General features: G+C 62.6%; 14 protein-coding genes and 1 tRNA gene. 11 read left to right on the plus strand and 4 right to left on the minus strand.

Annotated features, from left to right (window positions below):
• Window positions 1–36 precede the first annotated feature (36 nt).
• Together MCB86_RS14575 and MCB86_RS14580 are read right to left on the minus strand one after the other, a co-directional pair.
• Window positions 37–1302 carry an inorganic phosphate transporter gene (locus MCB86_RS14575; RefSeq protein WP_239611323.1) on the minus strand — a complete coding sequence of 422 codons (1266 nt, stop codon included), beginning with the start codon at window positions 1300–1302 and terminating at the stop codon, window positions 37–39.
• A gap of 38 nt (window positions 1303–1340) precedes the next feature.
• Window positions 1341–2018 (minus strand): TIGR00153 family protein, encoded by a 678-nt coding sequence (locus MCB86_RS14580; RefSeq protein ID WP_045164191.1) that lies wholly within the window; start codon window positions 2016–2018, stop codon window positions 1341–1343.
• A 104-nt stretch (window positions 2019–2122) separates the two neighbouring features.
• On the opposite strand from MCB86_RS14580, the gene MCB86_RS14585 reads away from it, so the two are divergent.
• Together MCB86_RS14585 and MCB86_RS14590 are read left to right on the plus strand one after the other, a co-directional pair.
• Window positions 2123–3487: a CYTH domain-containing protein gene (locus MCB86_RS14585; RefSeq protein WP_239611324.1), complete on the plus strand. Its 1365-nt coding sequence runs from the start codon at window positions 2123–2125 to the stop codon at window positions 3485–3487.
• Window positions 3488–3669: 182 nt separating this feature from the next.
• Entirely contained in the window at window positions 3670–5454 is a 1785-nt protein-coding gene (locus tag MCB86_RS14590; RefSeq protein ID WP_045164193.1) for a GspE/PulE family protein, read from the plus strand.
• 131 nt (window positions 5455–5585) lie between these two features.
• On the opposite strand, the gene MCB86_RS14595 is transcribed toward MCB86_RS14590, so the two are convergent.
• Window positions 5586–6293 carry a murein L,D-transpeptidase catalytic domain family protein gene (locus MCB86_RS14595; RefSeq protein ID WP_239611325.1) on the minus strand — a complete coding sequence of 236 codons (708 nt, stop codon included), beginning with the start codon at window positions 6291–6293 and terminating at the stop codon, window positions 5586–5588.
• Window positions 6294–6518: 225 nt separating this feature from the next.
• Here MCB86_RS14595 and MCB86_RS14600 point away from each other — a divergent pair, with 225 nt between their 5' ends.
• From MCB86_RS14600 to MCB86_RS14615, 4 genes are all read left to right on the plus strand, one after another.
• Window positions 6519–8168: a L,D-transpeptidase family protein gene (locus tag MCB86_RS14600; protein WP_239611326.1), complete on the plus strand. Its 1650-nt coding sequence runs from the start codon at window positions 6519–6521 to the stop codon at window positions 8166–8168.
• 222 nt (window positions 8169–8390) lie between these two features.
• A complete protein-coding gene (locus MCB86_RS14605) occupies window positions 8391–12764 on the plus strand; it encodes a PAS domain S-box protein (protein ID WP_239611327.1) in 4374 nt (1457 codons plus the stop codon).
• A gap of 66 nt (window positions 12765–12830) precedes the next feature.
• Window positions 12831–13139, plus strand: coding sequence for a DUF2388 domain-containing protein (locus MCB86_RS14610; protein WP_045164196.1), 309 nt, complete (start codon window positions 12831–12833; stop codon window positions 13137–13139).
• A gap of 88 nt (window positions 13140–13227) precedes the next feature.
• Window positions 13228–13653: an OsmC family protein gene (locus MCB86_RS14615; RefSeq protein WP_045164197.1), complete on the plus strand. Its 426-nt coding sequence runs from the start codon at window positions 13228–13230 to the stop codon at window positions 13651–13653.
• Window positions 13654–13718: 65 nt separating this feature from the next.
• On the opposite strand, the gene MCB86_RS14620 is transcribed toward MCB86_RS14615, so the two are convergent.
• A complete protein-coding gene (locus MCB86_RS14620; RefSeq protein WP_045164198.1) occupies window positions 13719–14822 on the minus strand; it encodes a TRAP transporter substrate-binding protein in 1104 nt (367 codons plus the stop codon).
• 196 nt (window positions 14823–15018) lie between these two features.
• On the opposite strand from MCB86_RS14620, the gene MCB86_RS14625 reads away from it, so the two are divergent.
• From MCB86_RS14625 to MCB86_RS14645, 5 genes are all read left to right on the plus strand, one after another.
• Window positions 15019–15564, plus strand: a complete 546-nt coding sequence (locus MCB86_RS14625) for a TRAP transporter small permease subunit (RefSeq protein ID WP_239611328.1) — start codon at window positions 15019–15021, stop codon at window positions 15562–15564.
• On the plus strand, window positions 15557–16933 hold the full coding sequence (locus tag MCB86_RS14630; protein ID WP_045164200.1) for a TRAP transporter large permease subunit: 1377 nt from the start codon (window positions 15557–15559) through the stop codon (window positions 16931–16933). The genes MCB86_RS14625 and MCB86_RS14630 overlap by 8 nt, the downstream gene beginning before the upstream one ends.
• Before the next feature lie 93 nt (window positions 16934–17026).
• Window positions 17027–18259: a methyltransferase gene (locus tag MCB86_RS14635; RefSeq protein WP_239611329.1), complete on the plus strand. Its 1233-nt coding sequence runs from the start codon at window positions 17027–17029 to the stop codon at window positions 18257–18259.
• A 75-nt stretch (window positions 18260–18334) separates the two neighbouring features.
• Window positions 18335–18410 (plus strand) — tRNA-Thr (locus tag MCB86_RS14640).
• Between the two features lie 328 nt (window positions 18411–18738).
• Complete coding sequence (locus MCB86_RS14645) at window positions 18739–19131, plus strand: GFA family protein (RefSeq protein WP_045164202.1); 393 nt, start codon at window positions 18739–18741, stop codon at window positions 19129–19131.
• Window positions 19132–19247: the final 116 nt, after the last annotated feature.

A 19247-nucleotide genomic window follows, 5' to 3' on the forward strand; every position in this document is an offset into this window, starting at 1 on the left:
TTACCTAAGAAGCAAAAACTGCGGCGACGGGCCGGATCAGACGAAGATCGCCTGCAGGATGGTGAAGAAGATGATCGAGAGGATCGCGCCGGCAGGCAGGGTGATCAGCCAGGACATGAAGATCGAACCGACCACGCCGAGGTTCAGTGCGCCGATACCACGCGCGATGCCGATACCGAGGACGGCGCCGACCAGGGTATGGGTGGTGGAAACCGGCAGGCCGATGGCGGAGGCACCAACTACCGTAGTGGCGGTCGCCCGTTCCGCGGCGAACCCGCGACTAGGGGTCAGCTCTGTGATTTCCTTGCCGATGGTGGCGATCACCTTGTAACCGTAGGTAGCCAGACCGATGACGATACCGACCGCGCCCAGCAGCAGCACCCAGCCCGGCACCGCCGACTTGGCGGCAATCTCCGCCGCGCCGCCCGACTGAATAACACCCACCACGGCGGCCAGCGGACCCACCGCGTTAGCCACGTCATTGGCGCCGTGGGCGAAGGCCATGGAACATGCGGTAAAGATCATCAGAACGGCAAAGACCTTTTCCACGCTGGCGTAGTGAAAGGTGCGATCAGCCTCGACGTCGACCTTGATGCGCGACAGCAGTGCGATCCCGACCAGCATCACCAGCACGCCGATGGCGAACGCCAAGAGGATGCCCTGACCACCGTTCAGCGTCAGGCCGACATGCTTGAGGCCCTTGGTGACCGTCATCAACGCAACCATGAAACCGGTCAGGAACATGTACAGCGGCACGAAGCGCTTGGCGTTGATGAAGGGATCATCGGTGTTGATGATCAGCTTCTGTACGCTCATGAACAGGCCAAAAGCGACGATGCCGGACAGCATCGGCGTCACCACCCAGCTCGCCACGATGGGGCCGATGGCGTCCCAGTGCACCGCATCGGTGGACACGCCGACCGCGGCAAAGCCGATCACCGCACCGATAATCGAGTGCGTGGTGGAAACCGGCCAACCTTTCATGGTGGCAATCATCAACCAGGTGCCGGCCGCCAACAGCGCTGACATCATGCCCAGCACCATTAGATCCGGCGAAATGACTTCCGCATCGACGATGCCGTTCTTGATGGTTTCGGTGACTTCGCCGCCCGCCAGGTAGGCACCGCAGAACTCAAAGATCATCGCGACGATGATGGCCTGCTTGATGGTCAGCGCCCTGGAACCCACCGAGGTTCCCATGGCGTTGGCCACGTCGTTGGCGCCCACGCCCCAGGCCATGAAGAAACCGAAAGCGCAGGCGAGCACCAGCAGTACGAAGCCGTATTCCGCGATAAAGGACATAAGGAATTACCTGTTGAACCAGAAAAGACGCTGGCGCCTCAGCGCGCCAGCAATTGTTCCAGACGGTTGCCGACTCGCTCGGCACGGTCAGCTACGTCACCGATCCATTCGATGATCTTGTAGAGGAACATCACGTCGACTGGAGGCAATTCCTTTTCCAGCTTGAACAGGGCACGGCGCACCGTGATCTGCATGCGGTCGGTTTCGCGCTCGATTTCCTCGAGCTCCTCGACCATTTTTTCTACTAGTGTGGCTTCACGGCCGGCAAAGCCGGTTTCCAGCAACGAATCCAGCTCCTTGAGTGCCTTGAGTGCCTGGCAGCTGGCGTCGACGCTGCGCTGCACGAAGGCCATCATCTCCGGCTGCAAGGCCGGCGGAATGGTCATGCAACGGCCCAGCATCAGCCCGGCGATGTCCTTGGCACGGTTGGCAATTTTGTCCTGTACACTCAGCAGCTCCAGCAGATCCGAACGCGGAACCGGCAGAAACAGGCTTTTGGGTAGGTGCTGACGAACGCTTTTCTTGAGCTTGTCGGCCTCGTTTTCCAGTCGGGCCATCTCTTTCTGGATCTGTTCGACTCGTTCCCAGTCTTCGGCCGTGATCGCCTGGAACAGCGGTACCAAGTTGGCGGCACATTCGTGGGACTTGGCCATATGCTGTTGCATCGGACCGATGGGCGAGCGTCCGAACAGGCTGACGAAAGGATTGATTGGCATAGGGAGCACCCCGGCTTCAGAAGGCGGCAAGTATACGGATGACCTCAAAGGGCCGCTACCAAGTGACGTAGGTCACACTCAAACATAGGCATCATCTCGGCACCATGCAGAAAGAAACCGAAATCAAACTGCGCGCCAGTCGCGAAACCCTGTTGGCGCTACGCGATCACCCGCTGCTGAAAAAGCGCAACAAGAGCGGCTGGCAGCGGCATGAGCTGTTCAACCAATACTTCGACACCCCCACGCGCGAGCTTGCTCAGGCCAAAGTCGCGCTGCGCCTGCGTCGCGACGGCGAGCAGTTCATCCAGACGTTGAAAAGCCGCGGCCAGAGCGTGGCCGGGCTGTCCGAACGCAACGAGTGGGACTGGTACCTGGACAAGGCCAAGCTGGATACCAAAAAGCTCACCGACGATTGCTGGCCCACCAGCCTCGCCGAGCTGGACAAGAAGACCTTGAAGCCGATCTTCACCACCGATTTCGTCCGCGAGAAAGCCGAAATCGCCTGGGGGCGCGGCAAGACCAAGGTGGTCATCGAAGCGGCGCTGGACTTGGGCAAGGTCATCGTTGGCAAGCAGAGCGAAGAGATCTGCGAGCTGGAGCTCGAGCTGCGCCAAGGCGAGCCTGAAGCCTTGCTGGAGTTGGCCGCCGAGCTCGCGGCCGATCTGGCGCTGATGCCCTGCGATATCAGCAAGGCCGAGCGGGGCTACCGCTTGTACGACACCGACAGCTACTCACTGAGCCTTCCGGTGCCGCCTCTCGAGGCGACAATGCCGCTGGATGACGCCTTCGCCGCGCTGGCCTGGCATCTGCTGGGCAACAGCCAGCGGCTGGCCGAGCAATACCGCTTCAACGGCCACTGGAAGCTGCTCGGCGAGTGGCTGCAACAATTGGTCGAGCTACGCGCCCTGCTCGGCAGCCTCGGCCAGGCCGCACCGCGTGCCACCAGCCGTGAGCTGCGCGAGCAGCTCGACGCGCTCATCCAGGAATGGCGCCCGAGGGTCGAAGCCGGGCAGGATGACGAAAGCGCACGCAAAAGCGCACCCGAGGCCTTCGCCGCCGAACTGGCGCAGCCGCGCTGGGGCCTGTTCTCGCTGAAGGCCTCGCTGTGGTTGCTGCAACGGGGCTGGACAGTTGGCCGCAATAACCGTGGCAACCGCCAGGGCGTAGCCGAGCTGGGTAATTGGCTGCCACGCCAGCTGGCCGAAGAAGCCGCAACGCTGCAGCTGCAACGCTATCAGCAGCAACCCGAAGACCTCGCCGAACAGCGCCCACGCATGGAGCGGCTGCTCGTCTGGTTGCATCTGGCCCGTACCACCCTGGACCTGCCGGAAGTCGATCGCCTCTACGGTGAGCTGGCCAAGCTCTATGCATTGGCGCAGCAACCGCTGGACGATGAATTGCTCGACGCCCGCGTAGCCCAGACGCATACGGTCTGGACGCTAAAAGCCTGGAAGATGCTGCAGAAGTAAGCCGGAGCCAAGCCCACGGTGGATCGAGTTACCGATCCACCGTGGGCCGATCGGGTGATAGGACGCTGCGTAACGATCTTTCGTCAAGCGCCGACACTGCGCAAAGTTGAACCATCGTGGCAGACAGGACGCGCGTTTAACGGCAAGCTTGGCCCTCGTCTCCATCCTGCTCGAAGGGCCCCATGTCCGTGTTGAATTCCCCCGCCCAGGACCGCTTTCTCGACCTCAACGACCTGTTACGTGATCTCGTCGCTCAGGGCCGGCTGCAACAGGAAACCGCCGAGCAATGCATGACGTTGCGGCGCAGCGCGGCGAACGCTCAGCAGCATCCGCTGGAATTTCTGGGCGCCCAGCAACTCGACGACCTGACGCGGCCCGGCAAGAAACTCGACCTCGAGACTCTCACCGTCTGGCTCGCCGAGCAGGCCGGACAGCCCTATTTGCGCATCGACCCCCTAAAGATCAACGTCGCCGCGGTCACACCGTTGATGTCCTACGCCTTTGCGCAGCGCCACAAGATTCTTGCCGTGGCGGTGGACAGTTCGGCGGTGACCATCGCCAGCAGCCAGCCGTTCGTGAAGAGCTGGGAAGCCAACCTCATCCACGTGCTCAAACGCCCAATCAAGCGGGTCGTTGCCAATCCGGTCGACCTGCAGCGCTTCACCGTGGAGTTTTACCGCCTGGCCAAGTCGGTCAGCGGCGCCACCGCGACCGATCAGAAGGTCAGCGGTGCCGGCAACTTCGAGCAGCTGCTCAACCTCGGCGCCAGCGATCAGGAGCCGGATGCCAACGACTCGCACATCATCAATATCGTCGACTGGTTGTTCCAGTACGCCTTCGATCAACGTGCCAGCGATATCCACATCGAGCCACGGCGTGAACAGGGTACGGTGCGCTTTCGCATCGACGGCGTGCTGCACAACGTCTACCAGTTCCCGCCACAGGTGGCGATGGCGGTGGTCAGCCGCCTGAAGACCTTGGGTCGGATGAACGTAGCCGAGAAGCGCAAACCGCAGGACGGCCGGGTCAAGACCAAGACCCCGGACGGCGGCGAGGTCGAGCTGCGCCTGTCGACCCTGCCGACCGCCTTCGGCGAAAAGATGGTGATGCGGATCTTCGACCCGGAGGTCTTGCTTAAGGGGTTCGATCAGCTCGGCTTTTCCGCCGAGGACCTGCGCCGCTGGCAGAGCATGACCGGCCAGCCCAACGGCATCATCCTGGTCACCGGCCCCACCGGCTCGGGCAAGACCACCACGCTTTACACCACGCTCAAGCAACTGGCGACGCCCGAGGTGAACGTCTGCACCATCGAGGACCCGATCGAGATGATCGAGGGCGCCTTCAACCAGATGCAGGTACAGCACAACATAGACCTGACGTTCGCCAGCGGCGTGCGTGCACTGATGCGTCAGGACCCGGACATCATCATGGTCGGCGAGATCCGTGACCTGGAAACCGCAGAAATGGCGATCCAGGCGGCGCTCACCGGGCATCTGGTGCTGTCCACGCTGCATACCAACGACGCACCGTCAGCAATTACCCGTCTGCTCGAGCTTGGCGTGCCGCACTATCTGCTGCGCGCCACATTGCTCGGAGTCATGGCTCAGCGCCTGGTGCGAACGCTCTGCCCGCACTGCAAGGCGCCGGTTCAGCTGGATGCCGATGACTGGCAGGCCCTGACCAAACCCTGGAACGCGCCGCTGCCGAGCAATGCACAACAGGCGGTGGGCTGCATCGAATGCCGCGACACCGGCTATCGCGGCCGCGCTGGGGTCTACGAAATCATGCTGCTCAATGACGCCATCAAGCCACTGATCACCGCCGATACCGACCTCATCGCCTTGCGCCGCCAGGCCTTCAAGGACGGCATGCACAGCTTGCGCCTGTCCGGCGCGCAGAAGATCGCCGCGGGACTGACCACGCTGGAGGAAGTGCTGCGAGTGACGCCGCAGAGCGAGCAGAAATAGGCCGGGCTGGACGCTCGTAGGGTGGATGTCGCTTTTTGCATCCAACAGACACCGCCCGGTGGATCGATAAAGCGTGATCCACCCTACGCCAGACGATGCTTTGTTCGCGCCCCCACCTGCTTACCGTAAAGTCAGCCCTGCCGCGCCGCCAGTATCCCCGCCACGCGCGCAGGCTCGCAATTCAGATAAGCCGAGGACTGCAGCCAGTCCTGATCGGGATACCAGGAAAACATGAACTGCCCGCCCTTCAGGCTATCGACCACCATGCGCGCCACTTCCGGGCGCACCGCAGGGCAGCCCTGGCTGCGGCCGATACGGCCCTGAGTAACGATCCAGGTAGGATTCACGTAGTCGGCCGGGTGGATCACGATGGCCCGCTCACGCGCCAGATCGTTCACGCCAGGCTCGAGACCATCCATGCGCAGCGAGTAGCCGTGCTTGCCGCTGTAGCTCTCGGCCGTGCGGAACAGACCGATACTCGACTGGTGGCTGCCGAGCACATTGGAGAAGCGCGTGGCGAGGTTTTCGCCAGACTTCTTCCCATGAGCGACATAATCTTCCAGCAACAATCGGCGCTGTTGCAGGTCAAAGATCCACAGTCGGCGCTCCGACGACGGCAGCGAGAAATCGATCACCGCCAGTCGCTGCGCGGGGTTAGCGCCATTGTTGACCGCGCACTGCATGGCCGCGACGGCGTGCGTAAGCACTTTGGGGTTGAGCGAGGGCGCCAGTGGGACCAAGCTGTCCACGATCGGCTGGTAGGAAGGGCTGGCCGCAAGCAGCGGCGTCGACAGGAGCAGGCCTGCCAAAAGACAAAGGCGTCGGAACGAAACCATCATGTGTTGAACTACCTCACCGACGCCAAGGCCAAACGTCCCTTTTGACAGGCGCCTCACACACTGCGGCCCGGGAGGCGACAGCGAAACAGGTCAGACAGGAGCGGACAGGCTCCCACTTCGTCTGACAGATCATTTTGTAGTGGCCCGAAAGGGTCTGGTTTTCCCAAAACCGCAGCGGATCTGCGGCGGAGTCTAGCAGTCGGTGGGATGACCGGGAGTGAAGCGTTGTACAAAAAACATGCATTTCGTCTGGTTATCGCTCTGTTGTTCGTACCCTTTCTGGCGTCGGCGCAACCGACCAGCGAGCCATACAACCCTATCCGTAACGCCCTGCAGGTGCTGCCCAGCGTCTGCGAGGGTCCCCTCGCCCAGATCGACCAAAGCGCTCTGCCACCGCTGACCGAGCTTTATCACCGGCACCAGTTCGCTGCGCTGTGGACCTCCTACGCGCAACTCGACGAACTGCTGGGGCAGCTCCATGAACTGGTTGATGACGGCTTGAACCCCGCGGCTTACCATCCCGAAGCCATTCGTCATGCCATGCAGACGGCCACGACCGAACCGTTGCATCGCGAGTGCAGCGACATTCTCGCCACGCACGCCTATCTGCTGGCGCTGCGGCACCTGACTCAAGGGCGTTTGCCGCAGGATCGTCTCGAGCCGGTCTGGCGCAGCCCCAGCGCCGCGGCCCAACAAGAAGCGGACACCCGCTTACTGGCAATCGCCGACGACGGCCTGACGCATCTCGAGCAGGCCTTCGACAAGGCGCGCCCAGCGCTCGAGCAGTACCACAATCTGCGCAAAGCGCATGCCCGCCTGCGCGCCGAACCTGCGCAGCGTTGGCTGCCGATCCCACCGGGGCCGACCTTGCGCCCCGGCATGTCGGATCCTCGGGTTCCGCTGCTGCGCCAGCGCTTGGCCAGCGATGGCTATCTCGTCGACGTGGTCGCTACGGGAGCGCTCGAAACACGCTATAGCCCGCCCATCGAGCAGGCACTCAAGGCCTTCCAAACCCGCCACGGACTGCAGGACGACGGTGTGCTGGGCGCTGATACGCTGGCCGCATTGAACACATCGCCGAGCGACCGGCTGAATCAGCTGAAGATCAACCTGGAACGGTTCCGTTGGCTGTCTCGCGACATCGAAGCACGCTCGCTGCTGGTCGACATTGCGGGCGGACGGGTCATCTACTTCCGCGACAAGCGTCCACGCTGGGAGGCCCGTAGCCAGGTCGGTCGCGACACCCGGCAGACCCCCGCGATCAAGTCGACTGTCACCCGCCTCACCCTGAATCCGACCTGGACCGTGCCACCAACTATCTTGCGCGAAGACAAACTGCCCAAGATCCGCGAGGATCTGGGCTACCTCGCCCGGCAGGGCCTGCAAGTACTCGATTATCAGGGCAACACGCTGGATCCGGAGCAAGTTGACTGGAACAGTCCCGGCAGGATCCTGCTGCGTCAGGCGGCGGGCCCCGACAACCCGCTCGGACGTCTGGTGATTCGCTTTGCCAATCCCTTTTCGATCTATCTGCACGACACGCCGAGCCAAGGCTTGTTCGCCCGTTCACAACGCGCGTTCAGTTCCGGCTGCGTCCGCGTCGAGTCGGTGATGCAATTGGTCGATCTACTGCTGGCCGATGGCGAACACGAGCGCTTCTCTCGGCTGCTCGCGACGGGCCAGACGCACGAGTTCGGTCTGGCCAAACCCACTCCGATCCTTCTGGCCTACTGGACAGCCGAAGCGGACAACGCGGGACAAGCAAGCTACCGGCCGGATATCTATCACCGCGACCCCGACTTGCTGGCCGCACTGCTCGCTGCCGACCGACTACGGTTGCTCGAGGGACCGCAGCCCGACGCAGGCAAACAATAGCCGCGACGCGATGGCTGACCGAGCGTTCGCAGGCCTGCGACCGGACCGGCGGCACTGGCAGACTGTCCGCAGGCCAAGGTCTACTTGCCACAAATTCCACCCAGAGTATCTTTCGCAGCCGCAATCACCAACAGATGAACAAGCAGCACCGCTACACGCAATTGCTCGGGCCGTACGGCTGAGCATGTCATTCTCGACGCCATGGATAGCCGAGCAGAAATTGTGAACCCGGAGAACCTAGACAACACGGGGAGCGGGGCCGACCGACTGGCCGCGCTAGGCCGTTACCGTATTATCGGCAGTCCGTCAGAAGCAGCGTTCGACGATCTGGCGCTGCTCGCGGTGGAGCTGTGCAGCTGCTCCAGCGCGGCCATCGTACTCATCGACGGTGAACGTCAGTGGCTGAAAAGCTTCATCAGCAACGAGGACAACCCCCACGAGCCGAGCCGGACGCTCTGTGCCCGCGCAGTCGGCCGTTCACAGCCATTGGTGATCCCCAGTCTCGCCGATGAGCCGCTCGCCGAGGGCCTCTCCGGCTTCTTCGCCGCCGTGCCGCTGGAAAGCCCGCAAGGCCTGTCGCTCGGCGCGCTGTGCGTGATGCACAGCCAACCGCAGCAGCTGTCGGAGCGGCAACTGGCGTACCTGCAAACCTTGGCCCGTCAGGTGATGGCGCTGCTGGAGCCGCGCCATGCCCTCGCAACAAGCGAGAACGACCCGCGAGACGAGGGCTCGCCGGGTTACGCGGCCTCGGTACGCGAGGCTGAGAAACGCTACCGCGCACTGGTCGATCTCAGTCCCCAGGTGATCTGGCAGTGCGATGCCAGCGGCTCGCTGATTTTCTGCAACCGCTATTGGTGCGACTTCACCGGGCTATCGGCCGAAGAGTCGGCTGGCTGGGGCTGGCTCAACGCCGTCGCGTCGGACCACCGGGAAGCAGTGCTGCAGCAGTGGAGCTCAGCGTTGAAAAGCGGCAAGTCGGGCAGCTTCGAAGTGCCCCTGCTCGCTGCTGACGGTTGCCCGCGCTGGTTCCAGGGCTCCGGCGCGCCAGTCTACGACCAGGACGGTCGCCTGTTGCATTGGGTGCTGGTGGCCCAAGACATACACGAACGGCGCCGCGCCGAGACCGAGCGGCTGGAAAGCGAGGCGTTTACTCGCAGCCTGCTGGACTCGGCCAGCGAGGGCTTCTATTCCGTCGATACCCGCGGCTTCGTCACCCTGTGCAACGAGGCCTTCGTCAGGTTGCTCGGCTTCGCCAGCAAGGATCAGGTGCTTGGCCAGCAGCTGCATCAGGTGATCCACCACAGCCACCCGGACGGTTTGCCCTACGCCGTCGAAGATTGCCCCATCCAGCGTACCGCCAGTACCGGCGAGCCTGCGCATGTCGAATATGAACTATTCTTCCGACAGGACGGCAGCAGCCTGCCGGTGGAGTACCGGGTCGCACCGCTCTACCGCGACGGGATCCTGCAAGGCGCCATCTGCACCTTCACCGACATCAGCGAGCGCGCACGCGGCGAGGCGCAGCAGGCTTATCTGCTGGACCTCAGCGACCACCTTCAGGACACCGATGGCCGTATCGAGCTGACCGACATCATGGCCGAGCAACTGGCTCCGCTGATGTCGGTGGAGTGCATCGCCAGTGGTCATCTCGACGAGCACGGCGGCCTGGTCATCGACCACTACTGGCCGCCGGACACCGGCAATCGCGCCGAGCCGTATCCGCTTGGCGACTGCGCAAACATTCTGCGGCTGAGATTATCGCAGGGCCTTATCGTGCCGTTCGAAGACCTGCTGGACGAAGCCGGCTGCCGCGACAAGTGCGACGCCCTGCATGAACATCTCGGCTACCGCAGCCTGTTGCTGGCACCATTGTTGGGATTGCCCGCCAATTGCGCCTTCCTGCTGTTCGCCAGTCGCCAACCCAGACCCTGGAGCCAGGCCGACATTTCGCTGGTGCGCGAAGTGGCCGAGCGCGTCCGTGCGGCGGCCGATCGTACGAGGGCGCGCAAAGCCTTGCTCGAGGCCGAGCAGCGGGTCAGCCTGGCCAACGAGATCGCCTCGATCGGTGTCTGGGAGTACGACTTCGAGCGCAACACGTTGCATTGGGATGCGCAGCTCAAGGCGCTCGCCGGGATCGCCCCGAACGAGCCGGCACTGTCTGTCGACGAGTTCCTCGCACGGGTCCATGCCGACGATCGGCGCGTCCTGCTCGATGCCTTCCGCAGCGCCCTGGAAGGCGTCGGGGACGGCGAGTTGAACCTCGACTACCGCGTCTATGACGAGGCCAGCGATCGATTCCGCTGGCTGACCAACCGCGGCCGTCGGCTGTTCGATGCCGACGGCAGGATTCGCCTGCTCGGTACCGCCCGGGAAATCACCGACGAACGCAACGCAGAATTGAAGTTGCTGCGCATGAACGCCTTGCTCGAGGAACAGATACAGGAGCGTCAGATAACCGGGCAGCGGCAATCGGTGCTGATGGAGCTGGGCGACCTGCTACGCGGACAGCCAGACAGCGCCACTATCGTCGCGGCGGCTGTACGCGCCTTGGGTATGACCCTCAACGTAACCCGCGCCGCCTTCCTGAGTGTCGATCCCGGCGGTCAGTACGCCACCGTCGAACGTTACTGGAGCGACGGTGCGTTGGGCGACTATAGCGAGCATATGTGCTTCGCTGACTACGGTGACTTCATCTATGACCTGCAGAATGACGAGCTGGTGGTGGTGGATGACGTCCTGCACGACACCCGCACCGCCGCGCAGGCCGCAAGCCTGAGGCTGCGACGCATACAAAGTCTGGTCTGCGTGCCGCTGCACGAACAGGGGCGCCTGAGCGCCGCGTTGATCTTGTTGCAGGACCGTCCGCGCCAGTGGGCCGAAGACGACATTTCCTTTATCCGCGAAGTCGCCGACCGCGCCTGGACCGCCGACGAGCGGATGCGCGCCGAACGCGCCTTGCGCGCCAGTGAGGAGCAGTTCCGCACCCTCGCCGACAACATGAGCCAGTTCGCCTGGATGGCGGACCCGGCAGGACGCATCTACTGGTACAACAAGCGCTGGTACGACTACACCGGCACCACCCTGGAAGCCATGCGCGCGCTGGGCTGGCGGTCGGTGCATCACCCCGATCACCACGTACGCGTCAGCGCCTCGATGAAGCGCGCCGTCGCCATCGGCTCGATTTGGGAGGAAACCTTCCCGATGCGGGGCAAGGACGGTCAGTACCGCTGGTTTCTCGCACGTGCCGTGCCCATTCGCGACGACTTCGGTCAGGTCACGCACTGGTTCGGCACCAATACCGACATCACCGCACAGGTGGCGGCCGAAGAAGCGCTGCGCGAGCTCAACGACAACCTCGAACGGCGCGTTGCCGAGCGCACCCGCGAGCTGGCGGAGATCAACCACCTGCTGCACTTGGAAATGGGCGAGCGCGCGCGCGCCGAGGAAACCCTGCGCCACGCGCAGAAGATGGAAGCCATCGGCCAGCTCACCGGCGGCCTCGCTCACGACTTCAATAACATGCTGACGGGTGTGCTGGGCGCGCTGGACCTAATCCAGCGCCGGGTCGCCAGCGGACGGCTGACCGACCTCAACCGCTATGTCGATGCGGCGACCAGTTCGGCCAACCGAGCCGCGGCCCTGACCCACCGTTTGCTGGCATTCGCCCGTCGCCAGTCACTCGATCCGCAACCGGTGGACGTCAACCAGCTGGTGCGGTCGATGGAGGACATGCTGCGCCGAACCATGGCCGAACACATCCAGTTCGACACCCATCTGCAGTCGGACCCCTGGCAGGCCTACACCGATGCGCACCAACTGGAAAACGCCCTGCTCAACCTGGTAATCAATGCCCGCGACGCCATGGGCGACGGCGGCAGGCTGGTCATTCAAACCGGCTGCGTACAGATCAGCAGTGCGCAACCCGACGGTCCCGAACCCGGCGACTACGTCACCCTCAGTGTGGCCGACAATGGTTGCGGCATGCCGGCTGACGTGGTTGCCAAGGCCTTCGATCCGTTCTTCACCACCAAGCCCATCGGCCAGGGTACTGGCCTCGGTTTGTCGATGGTCTATGGCTTCGTCAAGCAGACCGGCGGCCATGTACGCATCGACAGCACGCCCGGTCAGGGCACGCTGATCACCCTGTTCCTGCCGCGCAATCGAATCCATACGCAACAGCAGGAGGACCTTCGCAGTACGCCCATGGCGATCCAGGGCGCCCGGACCAATGAAACGGTGCTGGTTGTGGAAGACGAAGCCGCCGTCCGCATGCTGGTGGTCGAGGTGCTTCAGGAACTGGGCTACAAGGTTCTCGAGGCCGTGGACGGCGCCAGCGCGCTGCCCCATCTACAGAGCGATCAGCGCATCGATCTGCTGGTCAGCGATTTCGGCCTGCCGGGTCTCAACGGTCGACAATTGGCTGAAGTCGCCCGCCAGCACCGGCCGGATCTACGCGTGTTGTTCATCACCGGCTACGCACCGAACGCCGAGGTTCGCGGAGAGTTCCTCGCACCCGGCATGGACATGCTGGCCAAACCCTTCAGCATCGACATGCTCGGGGCCAAGGTTCGTCAGTTGATCGAACGCAGCGGATAGTCGCAGCAAGGAACTCTGCCGACCGCTGCGTACTCTCTAGAAAAGGATCAAGCGGAGGCATCAATCATGCGCAGAACAATACTGGCGGCAATCACCCTGAGCTGTATTCCCTTTGGCGCGGCGATGGCGGACGGCGATTTCGTCCGGCAGGTCCTGTCCTCGGGCGCGACCACCGCCTCCACCTACATGACCTTCAAGGATGACAAGCGAGTCGCTGCCGCCCGGGAGGACGCCGGTAGCTTCGTCGCCAGCGATGGCGCCATTCGAGGCCCCTATCTCGAAGCGATGCTGATGAAGCTACGCAGCGAGCAGCCACAGTTGCAGGCCAGTGACATGCAGCTGGCCAACGCCATTCTCGCCGCCGAACAGCAGTAGGTCACGAAGCAGGCCGACCGGTACGAGGTCGGCCTATTGCTCCGTGTGCAGCCACGTGGCGGTATCCGTTCCACTCGCAGGAGGAGACATGAAAAAAACCGCATCCGCCGTCTGGCAAGGTGATTTGAAAAGCGGCAAAGGCACCATCAGCACCCAGAGCGGCGCGCTGAAAGACAATCCCTACGGCTTCAATACCCGCTTTGAAGAAGCACCCGGCACCAATCCCGAGGAGCTGATCGGTGCCGCCCATGCGGGCTGTTTCTCCATGGCATTATCGATGATGCTCGGGCAGGCCGGACTTACGGCCGAGCGCATCGAGACCTCGGCGGAAGTTACCTTGGACAAGGTCGGCGAGGGTTTCTCGATCACTGCCATCGCCTTGACCCTCAAGGCTAAGGTTCCAGGGGCTGACGAAAACCAATTCCAGCAGATCGCCAATCAGGCGAAGGAAGGCTGCCCGGTCTCCAAGGTCCTCAACGCGCAGATCAGCCTGAACGCCACCCTGGAGAGCTGATTCGGAAGGCAAAAAAAAACGCCGCCCAACTGGGCGGCGCTTTCGTTTCGGACGACTTGCGACGATCAGCCGCGAATGTTGTAGATGTCCTTTTCGTTCAGCTCGGCGTATTCGTACAGACGCTTGAGATAGGCGCTCTGCTGATCCCAGACTTTCTTCGCAACCGGGTCGGCCGCGGCAGAAGCGTCGACCACTTCGGCCGCGACTTCCTTCAGGCGCGCCAGCACGTCGTCGGGCAGACGACGTACTTCGACGCCCTGCTCGCGCAGTTGCTCCAGTGCTTCCATGTTCTTGGCGTTGTAGTCGTCGAGCATGTCGCCGTTGACCGCACGGGCAGCGGCACGAACGATGGCCTTGAGGTCGTCCGGCAGGGTGTCCCAGGCCTTCAGGTTGACGTCCAGCTCGAAGGTCACGTTCGGCTCCTGCCAGCCCGGGGTGTAGTAGTACTTCGATGCCTTGTGCAGGCCCAAGGCGAGGTCGTTGTACGGGCCGATCCACTCAGTGGCGTCGATGGCACCGGTCTGCAGCGCGGTGAAGATCTCACCGGCCGGCATGTTGACCACGGTCCCGCCCATCTTGGTCAGCACTTCGCCGCCCAGGCCCGGGGTACGCATCTTGAGCCCGTTGAAATCGTTGACCGAATTGATTTCTTTGTTGAACCAGCCCGCGGTCTGTACGCCAGTGGCGCCGCAAGCCATTGGCAGTACGCCGTAAGGCTTGTACACCTCCTCCCACAGCTCCATGCCGCCGCCGCGGTGCAACCAGGCGTTCATTTCCTGAGCGTTGGGCCCGAACGGCAAAGCGCAGAAAAATTGCGCGGCCGGGACCTTACCCTTCCAGTAGTAAGGAGCGCCATGGCCCATTTCGGCGGTGCCGCGCGAGACGGCGTCGAAGACTTCCAGCGCTGGCACCAGCTCGCCAGCGGCATACACCTTGACCGTCAGGCGCCCGTCGCTCATTTCATTGACCAGCTTGGCGAAGTTCTCCGCACCGACGCCCACGCCAGGGAAATTCTTCGGCCAGGAAGTAACCATCTTCCAATTGAATTTCTCGGTGCTTGCACTGCCTTCGGTTTTGGCTGCGGTTTTCTCGGTTTCCTTGTTGCAACCCGCCAGCGCGGTTGCAGCCAGGCCGACACCAGCGGCGGCCAGAATTTGACGACGTTTCATGAGTCACTCCTTGTTGTTGTAATGCTGAAGATCGGAACCCCCGAACTCAGGTGGTTCTAGCTATCATATGGCTATCTCTCGCTCAAGCACCGCGACTACGTACAAGGACTACGTACGTAGTACTGCCGGTTGCGGCTCCAGCGCGCAGCCGCCTAGAATCGCCGGCCTTCTGGGCCATAACAATAAAGGATCTGCCATGTCGAAACACGCCCCTCCACTGCTCGGTCTCTCCAGGGTGATCGACGCCGTGAACGCCCGCTTCGGACAGGCCTGCGCCTGGCTCACCCTATTCCTCGTCCTCGGCACCGCCGTGGTCGTGGTGTTGCGCTACGGTTTCGGCATCGGCGCAACCGCCTTGCAGGAAGCCGTCCTTTACGCACATGCATTGGTTTTCATGGGTGCCGCCGCCTGGGTTCTACAGCGCAACGGCCATGTCCGCGTCGACATCTTCTATCAGCGCTTCAACCCTCGCTACCAGGCCTTGGTCGAAGTGCTCGGCACCCTGCTGTTTCTTCTGCCGGTCTGCCTGTTTCTCGGCTGGGCCAGCTGGGATTACGTCAGCAACTCCTGGGCGACCCTCGAGGGCTCCAGCGAGTCAGGCGGCCTGAAGTTCGTCTTTCTGCAGAAAAGCATCATTCTCGTCCTGGTTGTCTCTCTGAGCCTGCAAGGCCTTTCCGAAATCATCAAGGCCGCGTACATCGTCGCCGGTCGCATGCCCGCATCGGAGGTGAAGCATGGCTGAGATGATGGCGATACTGCTGTTCATCAGCATCTGCGCGGCCTTGATGGCCGGCTACCCCGTGGCCTTCACCCTGGGCGGCGTCTCGCTGCTGTTTGCCGGCATCGGCATGCTCACCGGCACCTTCGATGGCGGCTACCTGAGCGCGCTGCCGAATCGCCTGTTCGGCATCATGAACAACCAGACGATGCTGGCAGTGCCATTATTCGTGTTCATGGGCGTGATGCTGGAAAAGAGCCGCGTGGCTGAGGACCTCCTCGAATCCATGTCGCGATTGTTCGGCACCCTGCGCGGCGGCCTGGCGATTTCCGTATGCGTAGTGGGCGCGCTGCTTGCGGCCAGCACCGGCATCGTCGGCGCCACGGTGGTGACCATGGGCCTGCTGGCATTGCCGACCATGTTGCGCCGTGGCTATGACCCGGCCATCTCCACCGGCACCCTGGCCGCTACCGGCACTCTGGGCCAGATCATCCCCCCTTCGATCGTGTTGGTGCTGTTGGGCGACGTGATGTCCAGCGCCTATCAGCAAGCCCAGCTGAAGATGGGCATCTTCTCGCCAAAGACCGTTTCGGTCGGTGACCTGTTTGTCGGCGCGCTTCTTCCCGGCCTGCTATTGGTCGGCCTGTACATTCTCTACATCATCGCCGTGGCGGTCTTTCAGCCGAAGAAGCTACCGGCGCTGCCACAAGAAGAGCTCGGCCCGATCGAGTGGGGCAAGCTGATCAATGCGCTGGTGCCACCGCTGCTGCTGATCAGCGCCGTGCTCGGCTCGATCCTGGCCGGCTACGCGACGCCCACCGAGGCCGCTGCGCTGGGCGCACTGGGCGCGATGATCCTGGCCTTCTACAAGGGCAAGCTGAATTTTGGCCAGCTGCGCGACGTGGCCTACGGCACCACCGAGATCAGTGCCATGGTGTTCCTGATCCTGATCGGCGCCTCGCTGTTCTCCCTGGTTTTCCGCGGTTTCGGCGGCGAAGCGCTGATTGAGGACGTCTTCGCGCAGTTGCCAGGCGGCGTGCTCGGTGCGTTCTTCCTGGTGATGGTGGTGATCTTCCTGCTGGGCTTCATCCTGGACTTCATCGAAATCACCTTCGTGGTGGTGCCGATCGTCGGCCCGGTGCTGCTGGCCATGGGTTTGGACCCGGTGTGGCTCGGGGTGATGATCGCACTTAACCTGCAGACCTCGTTCCTCACGCCGCCCTTCGGTTTCGCCCTCTTCTACCTGCGCGGCGTGACGCCGAAATCCGTGCCCACCAGCACGATCTACAAAGGCGTGCTGCCGTTCATCCTGATCCAGATTCTGCTGCTGGTGATCGCCTATCAGTTCCCTGGCCTGGTCACTTGGCTGCCCGAGCAGGTTTACGGCAAATAGTCCCATGCAGACGCCCGTTTCGACGGGCGTCTGGCTTTTCGGCAACCGGTTTCGGCGCGATCATAGGGGCCGAGCCACCATCGCCGAGCCCTCATGCCCACCGAATCAATCCGCCACGCACAACTGGCTGAGCGCTTTCAGCAGCTCGACACCTTTCTGCTGCGGCATCAGGCGTTATGGCGACCGCGCCCGTTCACTCAGCGAAACCTGCTCTGGGAAGCGGACCACCCCGAGCTTGCCCGATGGCTGCGCAGCCGCTCGCTGGCAGAAGCCGAGGCGGCACACAACCATCCCGTCGACCTCATGGCGCCCACGCCATTTCCCCTACTGGCTGAACAAGCCACGGCCTTTAGCGTCATCGATGAGTTGCCCCAGTCACCCCCCACCCGTGTTGATGCCCGGCAGGCAGTCGACGTGCCTGGGCGCAAATGGCTGCAGATCCGGGCATTCGACTCGGCGCTGGCGTTCGACGAAGCCCCGCGGCACTGGCTCGACTGGTGTGCAGGCAAGGGCCATCTCGGACGTCAACTGGCCGCTCGTGGCGGCACATTGACCTGCCTGGAATGGGATTCGGCGCTGGTCGCGGAGGGCAACCGTCTCAGCGAGCGGCTTGGCATCGCCGCGACACATCGCCAGCAGGACGTGATGGATGAAAGCGCTACCACGCAACTCAGCCCGACAGTGACGCCGGTGGCGTTGCACGCCTGCGGCGATCTGCATGTCCGCCTGATCGATCTGAGCATCGCGCAGCGCTGCGGCCGCCTGGCGATCGCGCCCTGCTGCTACAACCGCATCCAGACCGCTCACTATCAACCCCTGTCGAAGCAGGCCGCACGCTCGAAGCTTCTGCTGTCCCGCGACGATCTCGGCCTGCCACTCAGCGAAACGGTCACCGCTGGCGCGCGCGAAAGGCGACAACGCGATCAGTCCATGGCCTGGCGCTTGGGCTTCGACCTGCTCCAACGTGAGCTACGCGGCGAGGACGTCTACCTGCCGACACCTTCTCTACCGGGCAGCTGGCTGAAAAAGAGCTTCGAAACCTACTGCCGTGACCTGGCCACGATGAAGAAGCTGCCCGAACCGCCCCCGCGGGACTGGGCCGCCCTCGAACGAGGCGGCTGGCAGCGCCTTGCCGAAGTGCGCAATCTAGAGCTGTTGCGCGGCCTGTTCCGTCGTCCGCTGGAGATCTGGCTGCTGCTCGACCGCGCCTTGCTGCTGGCCGAAAATGGCTACGCGGTAAGGCTGGGCACCTTCTGTCCAGCCGAACTGACCCCACGCAATTTAATGCTGATCGCCGAACTCGACGACCACCGCGCAAACACATGAAGGACGTCATGCAAACAACTGGCAACAAACAGTTTACTCGCCGCGAGCAATGGCTATAATGGCGCCCATCTTTTAGCCGGTATAGCTCAGCTGGTAGAGCAACTGACTTGTAATCAGTAGGTCCCGAGTTCGACTCTTGGTGCCGGCACCATACAAATCAAAGGGTTACGCGGAAGCGTAGCCCTTTTTTGTTGGCTGAACGTTTCCCGGAAGGGATTTGTCACTTCGATTCCCTTTGGTCGAAACGAACCGACCGGCTCGGAACCAGCGCCCCGCCTTCTCGCAGCATCGCTGCCTGTTATCTCGCCGTATGCCGATGAACAATCACGGATGTCGCCAATCAAAAAACGACGAGGTCTTTCCCTTGCAGCCTGGCGATGCTGTAAAGCCGATAACCGCGTAAGCCGGGCGCCGTTCGTGGACGTCCGGCAAAAGTCGCGGTAAACAATCCGGGCGACTGATTGAAGAGGAGGCGCAGCATGGTCCAATACAAAGGTGGCTGCCTTTGCGGCGGCGTCCGAATTGTGGCATCGGGCGCGCCGTACCGGGTCGGCCTTTGTCATTGCCTCGATTGCCGCAAGCATCACGGGGCTCTTTTTTACGCCGCTGCGGTGTTCCCTGAGGACGCGGTGGTAATCGAAGGCGAAACACGTGATTACGCTGGGCGGTTTTTCTGTCCGCGCTGCGGCTCGTCGGTCTTCGCCCGCACGGCAGACGAAATCGAAGTGAACCTGGGCTCGTTGGATGCCCCGGATCAACTGATGCCAAGTTATGAAAGCTGGGTCGTCCGTCGCGAGTCCTGGTTGCCGCCGTTCCCGCTCACGAGGCGATACGAGCATGATCGTGAAGGGACGGGCCGTGCTGAGGAGTAGAGGTATGCCGGTGAGAAGGCGCCGTGCGAGGTGACAGGAGCATGCCTTGGCCGAAGCTTTCGATCTCGCAGAACTCACCGCTGGTTCATGGCACATCAACGAGACGCTTCGGTCGC

The sequence above is a fragment of the Pseudomonas sp. KSR10 genome (assembly GCF_022355455.1).
Taxonomy (GTDB): domain Bacteria; phylum Pseudomonadota; class Gammaproteobacteria; order Pseudomonadales; family Pseudomonadaceae; genus Stutzerimonas; species Stutzerimonas stutzeri_E.